Genomic DNA, 18,643 nt, shown 5'->3' with positions numbered 1-18,643 from the left:
GTGTGCGGGGCGGATGTGCTCCCTGGTCGACCCCCTCGACCGTGCTTGCCGGCGGAGGAGGGCGGCGGCCGGGGGGTCGTACGCGACGGGAGTGCGGGGCGAAGGGTCGTCCCGATCGGTCAGCCGGCGCCGAGCGTGGAGGCGGCGCCGGGCTGGGGGAAGAGTGCCTGGATGGCCACGGCGGCTCCCCCGCGGGCCCATTCCTCCCAGGGCAGCGGACGCAGGGACAGCGGGCAGCGGGACGCCGCCCCGAAGGCGTGTGCCGCGTACGCGTCCTGGATGTGGCGGCTGAACAGGTCGTACGCGTCGACCCCTTCGCCGCTGACGACGACCCGTTCCGGTCCCACGAGGTTGACCAGTGCGGCGATGCCGACCCCGATGGCCCGCCCGGCCCTGGCGAAGGCCTCGCCGGCTTCGGTACGGCCCTGCCGGGCCATCTCGACGACCTCCTCGAACGTGAGGCGCGGGTTCCCGGCGGCCTCGCGGACCGAGGCGAGGATCACGTCGGTCGAGGCGATCGCCTCGACGCAGCCGCGCGCGCCGCAGCGGCAGCGGGGTCCGCCGGGGTCGACGCAGAGGTGCCCGACCTCGCCCGCGACGCCGTACGCCCCGCGCAGGAGGTGTCCGTTGACGACGAGGGCGGAGCCGATGCCCGAGCCGATGGTGACCAGGGCGAAGTAGCCGGTGCCGATGCCCTCGCCGAACCAGTGCTCGGCGACGGTCAGCGCCCTGACGTCGTTCTCGACGGTGACCGTCAGGCCGGTGGCGGCCGCGAGCAGTTCGGCGAGCGGGACGTCGCGCCAGCCGAGGAGGCCGGAGTGGCGGAGCCGTCCGCTGTCGCGGTCCACGTCGCCGTTGACCGCGACGCCCAGGTGGCGGGTGCGGGACCGGAACGCGGGGTCTGCATCGAGGAGTTCGTCGACCAGCTCCCCGACCAGGACGGCGACGGCCTCCGGCGTGCACACGTCGAGCGGCCGGCCGGCCGTGGCCCGGATGCCGGCCCGCAGGTCGCAGACGGCACCGAAGAGTTCGCCGGCGCTGATCTTCAGCCCGACGAAGTACTCCCGGTCGGGAGCGACCGCGAGCGGGTTGACCGGCCGGCCGGCACCGGGTGCGGTGCGCTCCGGCGGCAGTTCGTACAGGTAGCCGTCGTCGATGAGCGGGCGGGCCGCCTTGGTGACGGCCGTCGAGGAGAGTCCCGTGCGCCGGGCCAGTTCCACCCTGCTGAGCGGTCCTTCCGCGAGGAGCAGCGCGAGGACCGCTGTCTCGGCGGGGGCACTGACGAGGGGCCGGGAGTGATGTCGAAACACGGAGGCAACGTAGAGCAAATAAATAACTTCTTCCAGTATTGATTTACGCGTGGGGCCCGCCCTACGCTCGGGCCCGCCTCCATGCCCATCTCCCGCCGCTGGAAGCCGACTTCGGCGACAGGCCCGCTCACGTCGCCCTGGATACCGCCCTGTTCCCACCGCACGTCAGGGGATCCGCTCGTGCCCGCCACGCTCCCGCCCGTCACCTTCGACCCCGACCTCGGCCTCGCGGTCCTGCGCACACCGAACAGCGTGTACGCGGTGCGCGTCGCCGCCGACGGCAGCCCCCGGCACGTGTACTGGGGCGCGCCGCTGGACAACGACGACCTGGCCGCGCTGCCGGAGGCGGTCTCCCCTGCCGCGAGCAGCTTCGAGGCCGACGCCGCCGCCGACGAACTCGCACCCCAGACCGGTGCGCGCTTCGGACCGGCCGGCCTCCAGGTCCGCTTCGCCGACGGCACCCGGGGCGCCCAGTGGCGCTTCGCCGGCCACACCGTCGACGGTGGCGAGCTACGCCTGCGCCTGGAGGACCGCCGCCGCCCCCTGCGGGCGGAGCTGTGCTACCGCGTCCGGCCCGACAGCGACGTGATCGAACGCTGGACGGAACTGACCCACTCCGGGACGGTGGACGAACCGAACCGCGCGCAGGATCAGCCCGGTTCGGGCGGCCCGGCGTCCGGCGGACGGGATCCGATCACCGTGGACCGGCTCGACTCCGCCTCCTGGACCGCTCCCGCGCTCCCCGACTACCGGCTCAGCCACCTGGTGGGCGGCTGGAACAGCGAGTTCCAGCTCCAGCGCGACCGACTGCCGGTCGCGGAGCTCGTCCTGACGAGCCGTCGTGGACTCACCGGGCATCACGCCGCCCCCTGGCTGGCCCTCGACGACGGCACCGCCGACGAGGAGCGGGGCGAGGTGTGGAGCACCGCGCTCGCCTGGAGCGGGAGTTGGCGCGTCACGGTGCTCCGCGATCCGGTCGGCCGCACCACGTGGACCGGCGGCTTCGGTCACGAGGGGGTCGCCTGGACCTTGTGGCCGGGCGAGAGCCTCCGCACCCCCGCGTACGCGGGGCTCTACTCCCCGGACGGGTTCGGCGGGGCCAGTCGCGCCTGGCACGCCCACGTACGCCGGCATGTCCTGCCGGAGCCCGAGCGGGACAGGCCGGTCCTCTACAACTCGTGGGAGGCCACCGGCTTCGGCGTCGACGAGGCCGGCCAGATCCGCCTCGCGCACCGGGCCGCCCGGCTCGGCGCGGAGCTCTTCGTCCTGGACGACGGCTGGTTCGGAACCCGCCGCGACGACCGGTCGGGGCTCGGCGACTGGACGCCGCGCCCCGAGGCGTTCCCGCGCGGGCTGCGTCCGCTGGCGGACGAGGTGCACCGCCTCGGCATGCGGTTCGGACTCTGGGTGGAACCCGAGATGGTCAATCCCGACAGCGACCTGTACCGCGCCCACCCGGACTGGGTCGTCCACTCACCGCACCTCGACGCGACCGAACTCCGCAACCAGCTGGTCCTGAACTTCGCCCGGCCCGAGGTCGAGGCCTGGGCCCGCGCGACCCTCGACCGCCTGGTCCGCGAGCACGCCGTCGACTGGCTCAAGTGGGACGCCAACCGGCCCTTCACCGAGGCCGGTTGGGACGGTCACCCCGATCCCGACCGGCTGTGGATCGAGCACACCAGGGCCGTCCACCGGATCATGGACCGACTGCGCGCCGACCACCCCGGACTGCGCATCGAGGCGTGTGCGGGCGGCGGCGGGCGCGTCGACCTCGGCATGCTGGCCCGTACCGACCAGGCCTGGACCTCGGACAACACCGACGCGGTCGACCGGATCGGCATCCAGCACGGCTTCTCCCAGCTCTTCCCCGCCCAGGCGATGGCCGCGTGGGTCACGGACAGCCCCCATCCCGCCACGGGCCGGAGCACCCCGTTGCGCTTCCGCTTCCACGTCGCCATGGCCGGGGCGCTGGGGCTCGGTGGTGACCTGACGTCCTGGTCCGAGGACGAACTCGCGGAAGCCGCCGATCTCGTCGCCCAGTACAAGAGGATCCGCCCGCTGGTACAGCGGGGCGTCCAGCACCGTCTGACCCCGCCCGGGCCGCTGACCGCCGTCCACTACGCGGCGCCTGACGGCAGCGAGCACGCGCTCCTCGCGTGGCGCCCCGGCACCCGCTTCGGCCACGGACCCGCCCCGGTCCGACTGCCCGCGCTCGACCGCGGGGCACGCTACGTGGACCTGGACCTGAAGCGGGAGTACAGCGGCGCGGTCCTGGTCGGCCGGGGCATCGACCCGCGCCTTCCGGGCGGCGACTACGCCAGCAGCCTGATCCGGCTGCGACGGGTCGGTTCCTGAACGCGTTCCCCCGATCGCCCCCACCAGGGTCCCGGCCTCCGGGGCCCGGGCCGCGGCCACCCGCGCCGCGCCACCGTGCGGCCGTCCGGGGGCCCGGGCGGCGATGCCCGGGCCCCCGGACGAACGATCCGGCCCCGTCGTTCAGTTGACGGTCCACCGCTGGAGCGCCGAGCCGGTGTCGGGCTGCTGGGTGACCGGGGCGCCGTTGGCGGTGGAGGCCGTGGTCAGCGCCAGTCCACCGGCCGCCGAGGTGATCGCATAGCTGCCGGACGCCTGCCGGACGACGTTCCAGCGCTGGTTGGCGCCGCCGTGGCAGGTCCACTGGATGACCCGGGCGCCGCTGGTGGTCGAGCCGCCGTCGACGTCGGCGCACTTGCCGGACGAGCCGTTCCTGAGCTCGTAGGTGCCGTCCGCCTGCTGGGTGAAGGTCCAGTTCTGGTTGGCGCCGCCGTTGGGCGTCCAGGTGACGAGCTGGGTGCCGTTGGCGCTGCTGCTGTTCGGGTCGTCGAGGGCCTTGCCGGAGGCGGTGAGGGTGTGGACTCCGTTGAGGGAGGCCGAGACCGACCAGGTGAAGGTCGCCGTGCCGCTCGCCGTGCCGGACGAGGCGGTGACCGTGACCGTGGACGTGCCGGCGGTCGTCGGGGTGCCGGTGACGAGACCGGCCGCGCTGATGCCCAGTCCGGCTGGGAGACCGGTGGCGGTGAAGGTGAGGGGTTTGTTCCGGGAGTCGGTGGCCGTGATCTGCAGGGAGACGGCCTTGCCGAGGGTGCCGGCCTGGGTGCCCGGGTCGGTGACCGTGACCGTTTCCGGGGCCGCGCCGGTGGGGGTCAGCGTCAGGGTCTGCTCGGCCGCGGTACGGCTGCCGCCGACCGGGCTGCCGGTGGCGTTGCTCCAACTGCGGACGGGGGTGGTCTCGGCGGGGCGGCCGGTGTCGGCGGAGAGGCCGACGACGAGGCCGCTGTAGCGGTTGACGAGCTTGTACGTGCCGGTGGGGCTGTTGTCCGCCGGGGAGGCGCCGCGGACCACGAACCAGTCCTGTCCGGTGCCGGCGGCCGCCGGGGTGACCGTGGGCCTCGTCCCCCAGGCGCGGGTGCCCGGGCCGGAGGCGTCGACGCCGAGGAGGTTCCCGGTGGAGGCGTTGGCGATCCGGTAGGAGCCGTCGCCCTTCGCGGTGAAGGTCCACGCTTCGAGCGCCGAACCGGTCGCGGCGGCGAGGGACGTGGTCGCGGTGCCGCCCGGCACCTGGGCGAGGACCCGGCCGCCGGCGCTGGTGATGCGGTAGCCGGTGCCGGTGTCGACGGGGGCGGCGGGCGTGCCGGTGTCGATCGTCAGGTTGACGTACTCGCCGCTCGCGCCGCCGGAGCAGCCGAACGAGCAGTAGGAGCGGAAGTTCCTGCCGACGATCCCGGAGCCCGTCCGGTTGCCGCTGTCGAGGAACCAGCGGTACCAGGAGGCGTTCTTGTAGCTGCCGGTGTCACCGAGCCTGAACCACTTCTGGGTGGTGAGGTCGTCGGTGGCGTACAGCTCCTGCGGGGCGTTGCCGCTCTGGTCCACGGCCTGCGGCTCGCCGATGTAGAGCCCGAGGTGGGCGTTGTACGTGATGTCCATGACGAACAGCGGGGAGGTGGGCGGCGTCAGGCCGTTGGCGATCTGCTGGCTGACGGTGCCGGTGCCGGCGGGGTCGTACTCCTTGTCCGTCGGCACGTAGCCCGTGGTGCTGCCCGCCCCGACGGGCACCATCGTGGACTCGCGACCGCCCACTCCGGGCTCGGTCCAGGTGCCGTCGTACCACTTCTTCCAGGAGCCGGGGGCCATCTTGCCGGAGAGGGGTGCGCGGGCGACGTGTCCGTAGAAGGCGGCCCAGCCGCCGCCCTTGTTCACGATCCGCGAACCGTAGAAGGCGTAGAAGTAGCCGGAGGCGGTGTCGACGAAGAGCCGCGGGTCGCCGGTCCCGTAGTGGTAGGTCTGTTGCGGGAAGGCCGCGGTGTCGCCGCGCGCGGTGCTGTGGTGCGAGGTGATGACGTGGTCCTTGATGGTCCACGTCCTGCCCTGGTCGGTGGAGACGGCGTAGTCGATGCCGTCGTAGTGGATGCCGTCACCGAAGGGCTGCGGGGTGAACTCGTTGTGGACGAGCCCGTACCAGTCGCCGGTGTCCGGGTCGACCCACATCCCCGTGAGGTCGCAGTAGTTGCGGTGGGCGTAGCCGCTGCCGGCGGGGGCCTGGGTCGACCGGACGCCGGTGGGGCTGTTGTTGCAGCGCCACGTGGTGTCGTTGTTGCGGTCGTCCGAGTTGCTCGGGTCGACGGCGTCGCTGATGGCGCCGGACCGGGTGGCGGTGTCCAGGTTCGTGCCGGTGTAGAAGGTCCACTTGCGGGGGTCGTCGGCGCCGTAGAGGGCGTGGGCCTGCTGGAAGTAGAAGGTCCCGTCCTTGTCGATGTACGGGCTGGCCGGGGTGTCGTCGGGGTGCGTCCACGTACCCTTCGCGCCGACGGTGACGGTGTAGGTGGCGGTCGGCGAGGCGGCGGTGGCCGAGGGGGCGCCGGCGGCGGTGGCCGTGGGGACGGCCAGGGAGGCGCCGGCCGTCAGGGCCAGGGCCGCCGCGGCGAGCGCGCCGGCCAGTCTGGTGCGAGGAGCGTTCACGAGTACTCCTTGGCTGGGGGGAGCCGGGGTGGCTCGGACCCTAGGGCCTATTTGACCGGTAAAACAAGAGTGAGGAAGCCTCAGATCCCCCTGTGCTGCGGGTAGTCGGACCGATCCGCCGCCCTCCGTCCCGGCCGCCCGGGTCGGCCGGGACACGCCTTGACCTGGCCAAGGAGCACGGTTACGTTGCCAGCCAATCGCGATCGGCACGACGGGGGCGCCATGGTCACCATGCAGGACGTGGCGGAGCGGGCAGGCGTCACCAAGCAGACGGTCTCCAACGTCCTCTCGGGCCGCGTGGCGGTGCGCCCGGCCACCGAGGCGCGGGTGCGTGCCGCGATCGCCGAACTCGGCTACGTCCCCAACCTCGTGGCCCGCTCGCTCGCCACCGGCAGCACCCGGACCGTCGGCCTGTTCGTACCGACGGTCTCCACGCCCTTCTACGCCGACGTGGTCGAGCAGGCCGAGGACGCCCTGGAGGAGCGCGGCTACCGTCTGCTGCTGTGCACCACACGCCTCGACGGGGAACGCGCCCGACGCCATCTGGCCGGGCTGACCAGCCGCTCCGTCGACGCCCTCCTCATCGCCGGTGACCAGGGCCTCACCGGCCATCTGCCGCTGCTCGCGGACGCCAGGTTCCCCGTCGTGCTGTGCGCCTGGGAGTCCGAACTCCCGGCCGGCTTCCCTGTGGTGACGATCGACTACGAACACGGCGGGCACCTCGCCGGCCGCCACCTGCGCGAGCTGGGGCACGAACGCGTGGCCGTCCTGGCCAGCCCCGCCCACGGGATCCGCGTCGCGGGCTTCCGGCGCGCGTTCGCCGAGGACGGGATCGCCGTTCCCGACGGCGCCGTCCACCTCGCCGCGGAACCCACCTTCCGGAGCGGACTCGCCGCCGCCACGGCGGCCCTCCGCACGGACCCCGGCACGACGGCCCTCTTCGCCACCCACGACCTCCTCGCGGCCGCCGCCGTCGAGGCCGCCCGGGCCCTGGGACGCTCGGTCCCCGACGACCTCTCCGTCGTCGCCCACGACGAGACGCCCGCGGGTCCGCTGTCCCGCACCCCGCTCACCGGAGTCGTGCTCCCCAAGCGGGAGATGGCCCGCCAGGCGGTCGACGTCGCGCTCGGCGCGATCACCTCCCCCGGCGCGCCCGCCCCCCGGCCCAGACTGCTGCGACCGGAGCTGGTGACCGGCGGGAGCACGTCCCGCGTGAGGTGACCCGGGCGCCCGTCGCGCGCCCGTGTGATACTCGCCGCCGTGAGATCCATCTACCGGAGCACGGCGGGCGAGGAAGCCGTCCGCACCTGGTGCGCGGAGCGACTGGCGGTGTGGCAAGTGCCCCACGAGCGCCGGGTGTTCGACGCTCAGGGGGCCGAGACCCATGTCGTCGTCACCGGCGGTGGCACCGGGCGAGCGACCGTCGTGGTCGTTCCCGGCACCAACTTCAACGCGGCGACCCTGCTCCCGCTGACCTCCGCCCTCGCCTCCCGCTACCGGACCGTGGTCGTCGACGTGCCGGGGCAGCCGGGGCTGAGTTCGGGTGAGCGGGGCCTGGCGGAGGGCCGGCTCGACTGGTACGGGAGCTGGCTCTCCCAGGTGGTCGAGACCTGCGCACCGGGCCCGGGCCCTGTGGTCGTGCTGGGCCACTCCTTCGGCGCGGCGATCGCCCTGTCAGCCGCCTCGCCCCGTGTCGACGGCCAGGTGCTCGTCTCCCCCGGCGGCCTGACCGGGCTGCGCCTGACCCCCGGCGTGCTGTACGCCTCCGCCGCCTGGGTCGGCCTGCCCCGCCCCCGACACAGCGCCCGGCTGTTGCGCACGATGTACGCCGCCGGCGGCACGCCACGGCCCGAACTGGCGGAATGGATGACGCTCGTGGCCCGCCACGCCCGTTCCAGCGGGGCGCCTGGACTCGCCACCGTGCCCGATGGGGCGGCGCCCCGCCGTGTCGTCGTCACCGGGGAGCAGGACGTGTTCCTGCCGCCACGGCGCCTCGGCGCCGTCGTGCGGCGGAAGCTGGGCGTCGAGCTCGAGGTCGTCGAGCGGGCCGGACATCTCGTGCCCGAGGAGCGGCCCGAACTCCTCGCCGCGCTGGTGGACCGCGTGACCGGCTGACCACACCCGGCACGCCCGCCCCGGTGCCGCGCCTGCCCCTCCCGCCCTTTCCGAGCGGCGCGGTCACGACGTCCCCCGGCCGCGGCCGGTGCCGGGGCGTGCCCTCCGCCGGCTGCCGCGCGTCGAACGTACGCCACCGGGAGAGGCGCCGACCGGCGGGGGCGAGGACGGCCGGCGGGGGCGAGGACGACCGGCGGGGGCGAGGGCGGCCGGCGGGGGCGAGGCGGTGTCGCGAGCGCCGGGCAGGCGGCCTGCGCGAGGCGGCACCGGAGCACGGAGGGCAACAGCAGTCGGCGCAGACCGTCACGCCGCCCCGCGCCGATCACCAGCGGACCGCCCGGGCGGTCCGCCGACCCCACCGGAGCCGGACCCGGCAGGGCGCACGCGACCGCCTCCTTCCCGGGCACCCCGCGACCGCCGCCGAACGCCGCGTCGAAGGCCTCCAGGAGCCCGGCGGAAGTCCGGCTCCCCGGGCCGCACCGAGCGACGCGGCGACGGACCGGCGTCCGGTGGCAGCCAGGCCCGTACGGCCACCGGCCCGGCCCCCGTACGCCGCGCCTCGTCCACGGCGCTGGGCAACGCGGACAGGCTGCCCAGCGTGCCGCTCACCCCGGCCACCACCCGCCGTCCCTCGGCCCCGCCCGTCGGTCCCCCACACCTCCGTCGCCCTCGACGCCCGCGCCCGCGGACGCCACCCACCACGGACACGCCCCGGCGACGCGGCGGGCCATGACGTCCGTCCGCCTCCGGCACTGCTCTGACCCCGGGTCCACCGGGAGGGGGCGCATCATCGAAGGTGGGGAGACCTTCGACGAGGAGTGGCGATGCGACTGTCGTTCCTTGAGCCCCTCTACGCGGAGCCGGGACCGTACGTCTCCGTGTACCTGGACACCTCGCGGGACGTCGACCAGCCCGAGCGGGCCGTCGACCTGCGCTGGCGGCGCCTGCGCGAGAGCCTGGCGCGGCAGGGCGCGGGCCGGGCGCTGCTGAACGCGCTGGAGGAGGTGGTGGGCTCCGACGCGCAGGTGCCCGGGGCGCACGGGCAGGCCGTCTTCGCGGCCCACGACGCGCTCGTCCTGGACGGGGAGCTGCCGCAGCCGCCCGAGCACGACTCGGCGCGCTACGGCACCCTGCCGGACGCGATGCCCCTGGTGGCCCAGCACGTGCCGGAGATCCCGTACCTGGCCGTGGTCGTCCACTACGGCGGCCTGCCGACCGCCGAGACCCACGGTTGGGTGACGCTGGAGGCGGAGGCCGGCACCTGGCCGGCGTCGACCGTCACCCCGGGTGAGCGGATGCGCCGCAGGGTCGCGGTCGCGACCTGGCACCGCGCCGCCGTCCGGCTCGGTCACCGCCTGGACGAGCGGGCGCGGCACGCCCGTGCCGACGCCGTCGTCGTGGGCGGGGACGAGTGGGCGTGCAACGTACTGGTCCGCCGGCTTCCCCGCGGCCTGCGGGACCGGGTCGTCCGCGTGGGCGGCCCCACCCCCACCGACACCGGGCGGGCCCTGCTCGAACCGCAGCTCGACGGAGTCTTCCGCGGCCGGATGGCCACCCACGACCTGGAGCTCCTGGACCTCTTCGTCCGCCGGCGGGCCGTGAACGGACCGGTGTCGGAGGGCCTGGCCCCCGCTGTCGCCGCGCTGCAGCGCGGCCAGGTCGCGGCGCTGTTCCTGAACCGGCCGCCCGGCTCCTCGCGCCGGCTGTGGGTGGGCGCCCGGCCGCACCAGCTCGCCCTCACCGAGGCGGAGCTGCTCTCCTTCGGCGTGCGGGCCCCGCGCGAGGAGCCCGCCGACGAGGCCCTGGTCAGGGCGCTCGTGGGCACCGGCGCCGAGCTGGTCGTCGTACCGGAGAGCGCGCTGCCGCTGCACGAGCAGGTGGGCGCGCTGCTGCGGTACGCGGACGCGGGGACGCCGCCCTGACCGTCAGCGCTGGTACGTCCCGACCAGGACGCCGGAGGCCAGCTCCCTGCCCTTCAGGGCGGCGTGCACCTCGCCGGCGTCCGGGTGGCCGTGCAGGGGCAACGGCTCGCTCAGGGCGTACAGGCGGAAGAAGTAGCGGTGCGGCCCGTGCCCCGGTGGCGGCATCGGCCCGCCCCAGCCGACGTGCCCGAAGCCGTTGGGCCACGGCAGGCCGCCCTGGGGCTTCTGCCCCTCCACCACCCCGCCGGTCCCCGGATCGATCCCGGTCACCAGCCAGTGCAGGAACGTCGCCCGCGGCGCGTCCGGGTCCTCGCAGAGGAGCACCAGTTCCGTGGCGTCGTGGGGCACGCCCGACCAGGTCAGCGGCGGGGAGACGTTCTCGCCCTCGCCGCTGTAACGGCGCGGGATCACGGTGTGGTCGTCGAACGCGGAGCTGGTGAGTTCAATTCGGCTCATGGCCGCCGCCCTACCCGGTACGGCGACGGCGCCACCGGTCCGCCTCGCAAACCCTCCGATCGGCCGAGCCCACCGCGCCCGCTGCGCGGCGGCGCGGCCAGAATGCCCTGGTGCCGACAAGAATCCTGCTGGAGGGCCGTCCGGGCTCCGGCAAGACGACCGCCCTGCGCCGACTGGCCGCGCTGCTGCCCGCCGGCACGGCCACCGGCTTCACCACGGAGGAGATCCGCGAGGCCGGAACCCGCGTCGGTTTCGCCCTGGAGACCCTGGCGGGCGAACGACGGGTGCTCGCCCACGTCGGCCTCCCCGGCCCGCCGCGCGTCGGAAGGTACGGGGTCGACCTGGACGTCATGGAAGACCTGGCGCTGCCGTCGATCACCGGCGGGACGCCGCACCGCCTGGTGCTCGTCGACGAACTCGGCCGGATGGAGCTGGCCTCCACGTCCTTCCGCGCCGCGGTCGACGCCCTGTTCGCCGCGGACGTCGACGTCGTCGCCACGGTCCACGCCCGCCCCGACCCGTACACCGACGGCCTCAAGCACCGCCCCGACATCGAGGTCGTCCAGGTCACCCCGGCCGGCAGGGACGCCCTGCCCGGAGAACTGGCGGCCCGTCTGAGTACGACGTGAGCCGGAGGTTGAGTAGCGCCGCTCAGGGCGGCGGGTCGGCCGGCGCCGAGCATGGAAGGCGTAACGTCGCCGACTTCGGGGAGAGATGACGTGCTCAGCAGCGTCGCCGCAGCTCTGGTGCCGGCCGTGGGCCGGCTCACCGTGAGCATGGACCCGTGTGCCGAACTGGCCCCGGGCAGCATCGTGGTCGCCAACCACACCTCGCTCGCCGACCCGGCGATCGTCCTCGCCGCACTGCACCGCCTCGGCGTCCAGCCGGTCGTGGCGGCCACGGCCGGGCTGTGGCGGGTGCCGTGGCTCGGGCGGGCCCTCACCTCCGAGGGGCACATCCCGGTGCATCGCGGCAGCGCCCGCGCCGCGGAGGCCCTCGACCTCGCCGCGGAGGCGCTGGCGACCGGGCGGCTGGTGCTCATCTACGCCGAGGGCGGGCTGCCGCGGCGCAGGGACGCCGGCGAGGCACCTCCGGGGCCGTTCCGCAGCGGGATCGCCCGCCTGGCCCGGCGGACCGGGGCTCCGGTCGTGCCGATCGGTCAGGCGGGGGCGCGACGTCTCGTTTCGGGTGGCGCCGCGAAGCAGGTGGCGGGTCTCGTCACCTCACCCCTGCGGCGGCCCGGACTTCACGTGCACGTGGGGGCGCCGGTGCTGCTGAGCGGCGACGGGGCGGCACGGACCGCGCAGGCCCACTCCGCGGTGACGGCGGCGTGGCGGGCCGCCGCCGAGAGCCTCGGGGAGCCCGTCGCCGCGTAAGGCCCGCGGTCGGCGACACGCCCGGTCAGCGGTGTCCCCCGGCGGTCAGCGGTCCAGGGGCTCGCGGGCATCCTCCGGCCGTCGCGGGTACACCCCCTGCGCCTGCCCCGCCGGCGCCAGCGCCGCCGCCACCGCGGCCTCGGCGTGCAGGCGGGTGGTGGCGAAGACCGGCACCGGGCTGTGCTCGGGGGCGATGAGCAGTTCGATCTCGGTGCAGCCGAGGATCACGCCCTGCGCCCCGGAGGCCACCAGCCGGTCGATGACCCGACGGTAGGCGGCACGGGACTCCTCCTTGATGACGCCCAGGCAGAGTTCGTCGTAGATCACCCGGTGGACCAGGGCCCGGTCGTCCGCGTCGGGCACGAGGACGTCGAGGCCGTGCGCGGCCAGTCGGTCACGGTAGAAGGCCTGCTCCATGGTGAAGGCGGTGCCCAGCAGGCCCACTCGGCGCGGTCCGGCCGCCCGCACCGCCGACGCCGTCGCGTCGGCGAGGTGCAGCAGGGGCACGTCCACCGCTGCGGACACCTGGTCGGCGACCTTGTGCATGGTGTTCGTGCAGATCAGCAGCAACTCCGCGCCGGCCGCCGCCAGCGAGCGGGCCGCGTCCGCGAGGACGGCCCCGGCCTCGTCCCAGCGGCCGGCCACCTGCAGCCGCTCGATCTCCGCGAAGTCGACGGAGTACACGACGCACCTGGCCGAATGCAGCCCGCCCAGCCGGTCCCGGACCCCTTCGTTGAGCAGCCGGTAGTACTCGGCGGTCGACTCCCAGCTCATGCCGCCGATCAGCCCGATGATCTTCATGTCCTCCACTCTGCCACGCGGGACGCGGACTACCGCCAGGGGCGGTGTCCGGGGCCAGTCGGGTGGGTGCCGGTGACGGCCATGACCACCGAGTACAGACTCGTCTCGGCGGCGATGAAGAGGCGGTTGCGCTTGGCTCCGCCCCACGAGATGTTCGCCACCGCCTCCGGGACGTCCAGCCGCCCGATCAGCGTGCCGTCGGGGTCGTAGCAGTGCACGCCGTCGTTCATCGCGGCCACCCACAGCCGCCCGCCGTCGTCGAAGCGGAGGTTGTCGAAGCGGGCGTCCGGGCGGGCGGAGGCGTCGGCGAAGACCGTGCCGTCGGAGAGCGTGCCGTCCTCCCGGACGTCGAAGACGCGGACGTACCCGGCCCGGGTGTCGGAGGCGTACAGCCGGCTCTCGTCGGCGGAGAAGACGAGTCCGTTGGGCGCCTCGAAACAGTCCGCGACCAGGCGCACTTCACCAGTGCCCGGGTCGATGCGGTAGAGGTTGTTGGCACCGATCTCGCTCTCGGCGCGGTAGCCCTCGTAGTCGCTGGTGATGCCGAAGTCCGGGTCGGAGAACCAGATGGAGCCGTCCGACTTCACCGCCGCGTCGTTCGGGCTGTTCAGCCGCTTGCCCTGCCAGCGGTCGGCCAGGACCGTGATCGTGCCGTCGTGCTCGGTCCGGGTCACCCGGCGGTTGCCCTGCTCGCAGGTGATGAGCCGGCCCTCGCGGTCGAGGGTGTTGCCGTTGGTGTGCCCGGCCGCGCGGCGGAAGACGCCGACGGCTCCGGTCTCCTCGTCCCAGCGCAGCATCCGGTCGTTGGGGATGTCGCTCCACACCAGCTGCCGCCACGCCGGGAGGTAGACCGGTCCCTCCGCCCAGCGGCAGCCGGTGTACAGCACCTCCAGGCCGTCGTCGCCGTTCATGCAGCGGCCGGTGCGGAAGCGTTCGTCGAACATCTCGTACAGCGCAGGGCGTTCGGTGGTCATGGGTCCGGTCCCTCCCCGGGGATGTACCGAATCATCTTCGGCTCGATGGCGAGATTGCTGGATGAGGTACGGTCCTCACAAGCATGTACCGAATGGAGAGTCGTGGATCACATCGATCGGGAGCTGCTGACGCAGCTTCAGCGGGACGCCACCCGGCCCTACGCCGCCCTCGGCCGGGCCGTGGGCCTGTCGGCGGGCGCGGCCCACGAGCGCGTGCGCAAGCTCCGGGAGCGCGGGGTCATCCGGCGCACGACCGTGGAGGTGGATCCGGCGGCGGTGGGCGGCGGCGTCCTGGCGTACGTGATGGTCGACTCGTCCGCGTGGATGGGCGACTCCGCGCAGGACTTCGCCGCGCTGCCCGAGGTCCTGGAGGCGCACGTCATCGCCGGGAGCGCCTCGGTGCTCGTCAAGGTCAGGACGACGAGCACCGAGCAGCTCCAGGACGTGCTGCGACGGATCTACGCCATCGACGGGGTGAGCGGGACGCAGGCGACGGTCGTCCTGGAGACCTTCTTCGAGCGCCCGGTCTCGCCGCACACCGCCTGAGCCGGCCCCCGCCCGAAGCAGGTCCGGCCCGAGCCGCCCCCGCCCGAGCCGCGCGTCACCCCGCGTGCGCCCGCACACCGCAGCGCAAGTGCCGCGTGCCGGGCGGAGGTTCGCGGACGAATTCGATGGCCCGGACCCCCCGCCCCGGGGGATCATCCGATCATGGAATTCCTCACGTACCACCGCGACCGGCCCGGTTCGCTGCCGCTGCGCGACGAACTGCTCGAAGAGCACTGGTCCTACATGGACCGCTACGCGAAGGAGCTGATCGCCCGGGGCCCGACGTTCGGCCCTGACGGCGAGACCCCCAGCGGCAGCGTGCACATCGTCGACCTCCCCGACCTCGCCGCCGCCCGCGCGTTCGCCTTCGACGAGCCGAACTACCAGGCCGGCGTCTACCGTGACGTCCTGCTGCGCCGCTGGCGCAACACCCTCGGGCGCACCATGTGGGACTTCCCCGGCGGCCGTAGCGGCGGCGACCGCTTCCTGGTGATCGGTCTCGGCACGGGCCGACCCGCCGACCTCGACCTGCCGGCCGGCCAGGACCCGGACGAGCTGATCGCCTACGGCCCCCTGCTCTCCGACGACGGCGCCACGTGGCTCGGCACCGCGGCCCTGCTCCGCGCGCCGGACGCCGCTTCGGCGCGCGCGATCCTGACGGCGGACCGGTACGCCGACATCGAGGTGCACGACTGGCAGTTCGGCGGGCGCCCGTCCTAGAAGTCCGGTTCGGGGTCCCTGCGTCCCTGGGGGACCCGAGGCCCCGTCACCGCTCCGGGAGTCCGTCACTTCGCCGCGGGTCCCGTGATCCTCGGGGCGCATCCGGCATACTGCTCACGATGCGTGTGGCACTGATGACAGCAGGTTCGCGCGGGGACGTCGCGCCGTTCACCGGACTCGGGCACGGGCTGATGCGGGCGGGGCACGAGGTCACGCTCGTGACGCACGAGTCGTTCGCCGGACTGGTACGGGAGGCCGGGCTCGGGTTTCACGGGCTGCCGGTCGACCCGCGCGCCGAGTTGGACTCGGAGGAGGGACGGCGGCTGCAGACCATCCGGAGCGGTCCGCGGCGCCTCGCGGCGATGCTGGCGATGGCGCGGCGACTGGCCGGGGAGCTCGCGCCGGGGATGCTGGCGGCGGCGCGTGCGAGTGACGTGCTCCTGTTGTCGGGGGCCGTCGCTCCGCTGGGGCACGCCGTCGCCGACGGTCTCGGGCTGCCGAGCAGGGAACTCCACCTGCAACCGCTCGCGCCCACCCGCGCGCTCCCGCCGTCCGTGCTCGGCACCCGGTCCCTGGGGGGTGCGGGCAACCGGCTCGCGGGGCGGGCGGTCGACGCCGCGCTGGAACTCGTGTTCGCCAAGACCGCCCGCGAGGTCCGGGCCGAGCTGGGCGGCACGCGGCGGGGCCGGGCCGTGGAGCGCCGGACGCGGCCGGTCCACCACGGATTCAGCACGCTCGTGGTGCCGCGCCCGCCGGACTGGCGCTCAGGCCTGACGATCGACGGCTACTGGTGGGCGCACACCCGGCCGGACGCCGAACTGCCCGAACGGCTGCGCGACTTCCTGGACGCCGGACCGCCCCCGGTCTTCGTCGGGCTGGGCAGCCTGACGGTGGCCGAGCCGCAGCGGGTGAGCGCGCTGGTGGTGCGGGCCCTGCGGGCGGCCGGGCTGCGCGGGGTGGTCCAGGCCGGATGGAGCGGACTCGAGGCCGAGGGGGACGACATGGTGAGCATCGGCGAGGTACCGCACTCGCTGCTGTTCCCGCGCGTGGCGGCCGTCGTGCACCACGGGGGCGCCGGGACGACGGCCGCGGGCCTGCGCGCCGGGGTGCCCGCGGTACCGCTGCCGATGTGGTTCGACGCCGGCTTCTGGGCCGCGCGGCTCGCCGCCGTCGGCGTCTCGCCCGGCCCCGTACCGCTGAGGCGGTTCACCACTCCGCAGCCCCTCGCCGAGGCGCTGACCGCCGCCACCCGCGACCCGGCGTACCGGCGCCGCGCCGCCGCCCTCGCCGAACGACTGCGGCGGGAGGACGGCGTGGCGGGCGTGCGGGCGGCACTCGACGGCCTGGGCCGCGACGGCCGCGACGGCCCACGGGTGGGCCGCTGAGCTCAGGGGGTCGTGCGTACGGGGAAGCTGAAGGCGTGCCCCTGCTCCTTGAGCCACGGCAGCACCTGCTCCAGGGCCGCGACCGTCTGGGCACGGTCGCCGCCCCCGTCGTGGAAGAGGATCGTCGGGCCGTTGGACAGCTCGCTCTTGACGGTGTGGACGATCGCGGCCGTGCCCGGCTTCTCGAAGTCCTTCGTGTCCACGTTCCACCCCAGCGGCCGCATGCCCTCGGCGGCGGCGATCCGCCGGCTGTTCGGGGTGAAGGCGCCGCCGGGCGCGCGGTAGTACTCCACCTTCGCGCCGCCGGCCGCGTCCTCGATCATCTTCTTGGCGTCGAGGATCTGCTGCTTCTGGTACGCGACGGACTTCTTGTCCATCGTCGTGTCGTGCGTGACGGTGTGGTCGCAGAGCCGGTGCCCCTCCGCGACGACCCGCTTGACCAGCTCGGGGTACTCCTGCGCGCGCGGACCGACCATGCAGAACACGGCCTTGACGTCGTTCTCCTTGAGGATGTCGAGCATCTTGGGCGTCCACCGCGGGTCGGGGCCGTCGTCGATGGTGATGTTCACGGCCGATCCGCCGGCTTCCGCGGCGTGCGCGATGCTCTCGGGCACCTTCACCGGCGGCACCCGCGGCGGCTCCTTGCCCTGCGTCGAGGGCGCCCGCCCCTTACCGCCGTCCCCCGCCTGCGCGGTGGCCTCGGTGTCCGTCAGAGCGGCGGCTCCCCAGGCCGCCAGACTCAGTGCCACCGCCGAGGCCACCACGGCTATCTGCGCGGTGTACTTGCCCTTCAGCCCCATGGAATGCCCACTCCCCGTGTGCTCTTGACCGTCTCCCAGAGGTGAGGACGGATCACACGGCCGGAAGGTTTCACCCGAGGCCTACGAGGTCAAGACGGGATACGGCACACCCGCGGGCGCCCGGCCGGAGCGGCCCCCGCGAGGACGGCCCGGCGCCGGGCCGTCCTCGCGGGCCGTCGGCGATCGAGGGGCCGGGGCCGGGCCGTCCTCGCCGCCCGGACCCGCTTCCCCCGTTTCTTCCGTACCGGGCGCGCCGACGTGACCGCCCGGCTCGTCATCGCCGAAGACCGAACCGAGGATCTCCCCATGCGCACTCTCGCCGTCGCCGCCCTGCAGACCGCCCCGGTCCCGTACGACCCGGAGGCCACCTGGCAGCGCTTCGCCCACCAGGTGCGGACCACCCGCTCGCTCTTCCCGCACGTCCAGCTGGTCGTCGTCCCCGAACTGCTGCTCGCCGCCGAGGGACCGCTCCTCGGCCCCGCCCCGGAGGGGTGGATGGAACGGACCGCCGAGCCGGTCCCCGGTCCGACGACCGACCGGGTGTGCGCGCTCGCCCGGGAGACCGGTCTCTGGCTGGTCCCCGGCAGCGTCTACGAGCGGGGGGACGACGGCCTCGTGTACAACACCGCCGTGGCCGTCTCCCCCGAGGGCGGGATCGCCGCCCGCTACCGCAAGGTGTTCCCCTGGCAGCCGTACGAACGGACCACGCCCGGACGCGAGTTCACCGTGTTCGACATCCCCGGCACGGGCCGGATCGGCCTCGCCGTCTGCTACGACGGCTCGTTCCCCGAGACGGTCCGCCAACTCGCCTGGCTGGGGGCGGAGGTCATCGTGCAGCCGACCCTCACCACCACCCGCGACCGGGAGATGGAACTGGTGTGCGCCCGCGCCAACGCCTGGACCAACCAGGTCTACGTCGTCAACGTCAACGCCGCCGACCCGGCGGGCGTCGGCGCCAGCGCGGTCGTCGATCCCGAGGGCGTCGTCCGCCAGCAGGCCGGGGGCGGCGAGGAGGTCCTGGTGGACGTCCTCGACCTGGACACCGTGTCCCGCGTCCGCACGTACGGCTCGGCCGGGATCAACCGCCCGTGGGCCCAGCTCGCGCGTCACGGCGCGGACATCTCCCTGCCGATGTACGGCGGCGCTTTCCGCACACCGAGCTGGTTCGAGGAGGGCGGCTCCGACGACCGGGCGGGCGCCCCGCCGGCCCGTCCGTAGCGGGAGGCGCCCGGACCCGTGCAGG

At 74.4% G+C, this 18,643-nt stretch carries 16 protein-coding genes; 10 read left to right on the top strand and 6 right to left on the bottom strand.

Annotated features, from left to right (window positions below):
- Positions 1-119: 119 nt before the first annotated feature.
- Positions 120-1,310, bottom strand: a complete 1,191-nt coding sequence (locus AB0M16_RS06490; RefSeq protein ID WP_365339393.1) for an ROK family transcriptional regulator — start codon at positions 1,308-1,310, stop codon at positions 120-122.
- A gap of 180 nt (positions 1,311-1,490) precedes the next feature.
- On the opposite strand from AB0M16_RS06490, the gene AB0M16_RS06485 reads away from it, so the two are divergent.
- Positions 1,491-3,665: an alpha-galactosidase gene (locus AB0M16_RS06485; RefSeq protein WP_365339391.1), complete on the top strand. Its 2,175-nt coding sequence runs from the start codon at positions 1,491-1,493 to the stop codon at positions 3,663-3,665.
- 141 nt (positions 3,666-3,806) lie between these two features.
- Here AB0M16_RS06485 and AB0M16_RS06480 read toward each other — a convergent pair whose 3' ends face one another.
- On the bottom strand, positions 3,807-6,305 hold the full coding sequence (locus tag AB0M16_RS06480) for an RICIN domain-containing protein (RefSeq protein WP_365339389.1): 2,499 nt from the start codon (positions 6,303-6,305) through the stop codon (positions 3,807-3,809).
- Positions 6,306-6,491: 186 nt separating this feature from the next.
- Here AB0M16_RS06480 and AB0M16_RS06475 point away from each other — a divergent pair, with 186 nt between their 5' ends.
- From AB0M16_RS06475 to AB0M16_RS06465, 3 genes are all read left to right on the top strand, one after another.
- A complete protein-coding gene (locus AB0M16_RS06475) occupies positions 6,492-7,526 on the top strand; it encodes a LacI family DNA-binding transcriptional regulator (protein ID WP_365339387.1) in 1,035 nt (344 codons plus the stop codon).
- A 39-nt stretch (positions 7,527-7,565) separates the two neighbouring features.
- On the top strand, positions 7,566-8,420 hold the full coding sequence (locus AB0M16_RS06470) for an alpha/beta hydrolase (protein WP_365339385.1): 855 nt from the start codon (positions 7,566-7,568) through the stop codon (positions 8,418-8,420).
- 824 nt (positions 8,421-9,244) lie between these two features.
- Complete coding sequence (locus AB0M16_RS06465) at positions 9,245-10,342, top strand: hypothetical protein (protein ID WP_365339383.1); 1,098 nt, start codon at positions 9,245-9,247, stop codon at positions 10,340-10,342.
- 3 nt (positions 10,343-10,345) lie between these two features.
- On the opposite strand, the gene AB0M16_RS06460 is transcribed toward AB0M16_RS06465, so the two are convergent.
- Positions 10,346-10,798, bottom strand: coding sequence for a YbhB/YbcL family Raf kinase inhibitor-like protein (locus tag AB0M16_RS06460; protein WP_365339381.1), 453 nt, complete (start codon positions 10,796-10,798; stop codon positions 10,346-10,348).
- A gap of 110 nt (positions 10,799-10,908) precedes the next feature.
- Here AB0M16_RS06460 and AB0M16_RS06455 point away from each other — a divergent pair, with 110 nt between their 5' ends.
- Positions 10,909-11,427, top strand: a complete 519-nt coding sequence (locus AB0M16_RS06455) for a nucleoside-triphosphatase (RefSeq protein WP_365339379.1) — start codon at positions 10,909-10,911, stop codon at positions 11,425-11,427.
- Between the two features lie 90 nt (positions 11,428-11,517).
- The gene (locus AB0M16_RS06450; protein WP_365339377.1) at positions 11,518-12,174 is read left to right on the top strand and encodes a lysophospholipid acyltransferase family protein; all 657 of its coding nucleotides are present in this window, start codon (positions 11,518-11,520) and stop codon (positions 12,172-12,174) included.
- A 45-nt stretch (positions 12,175-12,219) separates the two neighbouring features.
- Here AB0M16_RS06450 and AB0M16_RS06445 read toward each other — a convergent pair whose 3' ends face one another.
- Positions 12,220-12,975 (bottom strand): aspartate/glutamate racemase family protein, encoded by a 756-nt coding sequence (locus AB0M16_RS06445; protein ID WP_365339375.1) that lies wholly within the window; start codon positions 12,973-12,975, stop codon positions 12,220-12,222.
- A gap of 29 nt (positions 12,976-13,004) precedes the next feature.
- Complete coding sequence (locus AB0M16_RS06440; RefSeq protein WP_365339373.1) at positions 13,005-13,949, bottom strand: SMP-30/gluconolactonase/LRE family protein; 945 nt, start codon at positions 13,947-13,949, stop codon at positions 13,005-13,007.
- A gap of 102 nt (positions 13,950-14,051) precedes the next feature.
- On the opposite strand from AB0M16_RS06440, the gene AB0M16_RS06435 reads away from it, so the two are divergent.
- The 3 genes from AB0M16_RS06435 (at position 14,052) to AB0M16_RS06425 (ending at position 16,600) form a co-directional block, all read left to right on the top strand.
- Positions 14,052-14,495 carry an Lrp/AsnC family transcriptional regulator gene (locus tag AB0M16_RS06435; protein WP_365339372.1) on the top strand — a complete coding sequence of 148 codons (444 nt, stop codon included), beginning with the start codon at positions 14,052-14,054 and terminating at the stop codon, positions 14,493-14,495.
- 162 nt (positions 14,496-14,657) lie between these two features.
- Entirely contained in the window at positions 14,658-15,215 is a 558-nt protein-coding gene (locus tag AB0M16_RS06430) for a YciI family protein (RefSeq protein WP_365339370.1), read from the top strand.
- Positions 15,216-15,334: 119 nt separating this feature from the next.
- Entirely contained in the window at positions 15,335-16,600 is a 1,266-nt protein-coding gene (locus tag AB0M16_RS06425) for a glycosyltransferase (RefSeq protein WP_365339368.1), read from the top strand.
- Between the two features lie 2 nt (positions 16,601-16,602).
- Here the strand turns inward: AB0M16_RS06425 and AB0M16_RS06420 are convergent, their stop codons facing one another.
- Entirely contained in the window at positions 16,603-17,400 is a 798-nt protein-coding gene (locus tag AB0M16_RS06420; RefSeq protein ID WP_365339366.1) for a polysaccharide deacetylase family protein, read from the bottom strand.
- Positions 17,401-17,706: 306 nt separating this feature from the next.
- Here AB0M16_RS06420 and AB0M16_RS06415 point away from each other — a divergent pair, with 306 nt between their 5' ends.
- Positions 17,707-18,618: a carbon-nitrogen hydrolase family protein gene (locus AB0M16_RS06415; RefSeq protein WP_365339364.1), complete on the top strand. Its 912-nt coding sequence runs from the start codon at positions 17,707-17,709 to the stop codon at positions 18,616-18,618.
- Positions 18,619-18,643 lie beyond the last annotated feature (25 nt).

Origin of the sequence: Streptomyces sp. NPDC051921 (assembly GCF_040680975.1) — a bacterium.
Lineage (GTDB): Bacteria > Actinomycetota > Actinomycetes > Streptomycetales > Streptomycetaceae > Streptomyces.
The sequence above is the reverse complement of the archived record's forward strand: the minus strand, read 5'-3'. Positions and strand labels throughout refer to the sequence as shown.